The sequence below is a fragment of the Cardiobacterium sp. genome, assembly GCF_057314735.1.
The window spans coordinates 1-2,364 of record NZ_DBHKZK010000032.1; the positions used below are offsets into that span (position 1 = coordinate 1).

General features: G+C 61.7%; 3 protein-coding genes. All 3 read left to right on the plus strand.

Going from position 1 to position 2,364, the window contains the following annotated elements; translation table 11 throughout:
- The first annotated feature begins 123 nt into the window (after nt 1–123).
- The 3 genes from ACO54Z_RS03655 (at nt 124) to ACO54Z_RS03665 (ending at nt 2,324) form a co-directional block, all read left to right on the plus strand.
- Nucleotides 124–897, plus strand: coding sequence for an OmpA family protein (locus ACO54Z_RS03655; RefSeq protein WP_485995801.1), 774 nt, complete (start codon nt 124–126; stop codon nt 895–897).
- A gap of 86 nt (nt 898–983) precedes the next feature.
- On the plus strand, nt 984–1,484 hold the full coding sequence (locus ACO54Z_RS03660) for a glycine zipper 2TM domain-containing protein (protein ID WP_485995802.1): 501 nt from the start codon (nt 984–986) through the stop codon (nt 1,482–1,484).
- Between the two features lie 90 nt (nt 1,485–1,574).
- Entirely contained in the window at nt 1,575–2,324 is a 750-nt protein-coding gene (locus tag ACO54Z_RS03665; protein ID WP_485995803.1) for a DUF4336 domain-containing protein, read from the plus strand.
- Nucleotides 2,325–2,364 lie beyond the last annotated feature (40 nt).

Consider the following 2,364-nt stretch of genomic DNA (forward strand, 5'->3'; position numbering starts at 1 on the left):
GCGCCCGTGATGGCGTGCCTGCCGCCTGTTCAGAAAACCTGTTTACATACACCTTGACCGCTCAAGCGTATGCAAACCGCCACCGCCCCAAGCTACCGTAAAACACCTTCAGGGAACCCATTCATGAAAAGAACACTATTTATCCTGCTCGCCGCCGCCGCGCTGGCGGGTTGCACCTCCACCGTCAGCAAAAACGTGCGCGCCGATGGCAGCGTCGGCGAACTGGTGTGGCCGTCACAAAAAGACAGTTGGCGCGACGAGGCGCTGCGCCTGCCGTCACCGACCATTGCCGCGGTCAAGGTCGGGCTGGAACGCAAGAACGTCTTCGCCCTGCTCGACGTGCCGCATTTCAGCGAAATCAACGGCGCGCGCGAATGGAACTACATCCTGCAACGCCCGGAATACACGCGGGAAAACCAGGCGGTCTGCCATTTAAAGCTCATTTATGGCGACGATGACCGCATCGCCGCGCAGTACTGGTTGCCAGAAGACTGCGCCACGGTGTACGACACACCGCCCGCCACGCAACCGTACCGCCTCGCCGCCGACGCGCTCTTCGCCTTTGACAGCGCGACGCTGCGCCCCGAAGCGGATGCGGCACTCGCCGACCTGCTCGCCAAGGTGCGCGAACATAACGACAGCGATCCCATCCGCGTGGATGGCTACACCGACCGCCTCGGCACGGAGGCGCACAACCGCGCCTTGTCGCAGGCACGGGCGGAGGCGGTAAAACGCTATCTGGTCGCGGGCGGCATCGCGGAAAACCGCATCCGCGCCGCCGGATTCGCCAGCGAACGGCCACTCTCGCATTGCGGCGACAACTTACCGCGCCCGGCACTGATTGCCTGCCTGCAACCCGACCGGCGGGTCGAGGTATCGGTCGGCACAGCGCGCTAAAAAATTCCTGAAAAGGGATGTTTTCCAATGGGTTGAAACACTATAATTCGCCCGATTTTCCAACAAACTACGGAGTTTCTCCTTATATGAAAAAATACAAGAATGGCGCGCTCGCGCTGGTGCTGACCGCAACGCTTGCCGCCTGCGGCATTAACCACGGCGATCGCATGGGTTACGACAAGGTCAATTCCATCCAGCGCGGCGTGACCACGGAAGCACAGGTGCGTGCGATGTTTGGCGAGCCGGTTTCGGTACAGACCAACCAGAAACTCGGCATCAAGAAGCTGATTTACGCCTACCGTAATGACGACAGCATGAAAAAATCCGCAGCGGGCATCGGCGGCGCGCTGCTCGGCGGTCTGCTGGGCAACCAGATTGGTGGCGGCACCGGCCAGGCGATTGCCACCGGCGTTGGCGGCGTGGCAGGCGGCCTGCTTGGCGACAACATGGTTACCGCGCGCCAGGAATCGCAAATGCTGGAGGTGGATATTTCCCTCGCCACCGGCAAGGTTAGCGACTACAACTTCACCGAAGAAAAGAGCCGCAGCCAAAGCTGGGGTGTCAACAGCGGCGTTTCCCCGCTTTAAGCCTTTACGGACAAGAGAAAACCGGGCATCCGCCCGGTTTTTTTGTGGGCGGCGTATCATGACGGCATCCCCCCTACCGGAGCTTCGCATATGACCACACCCGTCCCGCTCTACCAGCCGCTCAATACCCTGAAGCCCGGCGCCGAAAACATCTGGATTGCCGACGGCGGCCTCACCTGGATGAACATGGGCACCCTGCGTGCGCCGTTTTCCACGCGGATGACCCTCGTCCGCCTCGCCGACGGCAGCCTCTGGTGCCATTCGCCGATTGAGCCGGACGACGCGCTTTTTGCCGCGGTGGACGCACTCGGTACGGTGCGCCACCTCGTCTCGCCCAACTACATCCATTACGCGCACATCCCCGCCTGGCAGGCGCGCTACCCGCAGGCAACCGCTTGGGCAAGCCCCGGCGTGCGTGAACGCGCCGCGAAAAACCGCATCAATGTGCGGTTTGACGCCGACCTCGGCGACAGCGCCCCGCCCGCCTGGGCAGGGCAGATTGCGCAAACCGAATTTCGCGGCAGCCGCGTCATGCGTGAAATCGACTTCTTCCATGTGGCAAGCCGTACCCTCATCCTCACCGACCTGATTGAAAACATCGAAACCGCAAAAATGCGCGGCTTTTGGAAGCTGGTGATGAAACTGGCTGGCAACCACGACCCGGACGGCAAGGCGCCGATTGATATGCGCGCCACCTTCACCGACCGCGCCGCCGCCCGCGAAAGCCTGCAACAACTGCTCGCCTGGCAACCGGAACGCATCATCCTCGCGCATGGCCGCTGTTACACGGAAAACGCGACCGCTGAACTGCGCCGCGCCTTTCGCTGGCTCGGCGCCTAGGGGCTGTTTACAATTAGTCTAACCCCTTGAAAAAACGAAA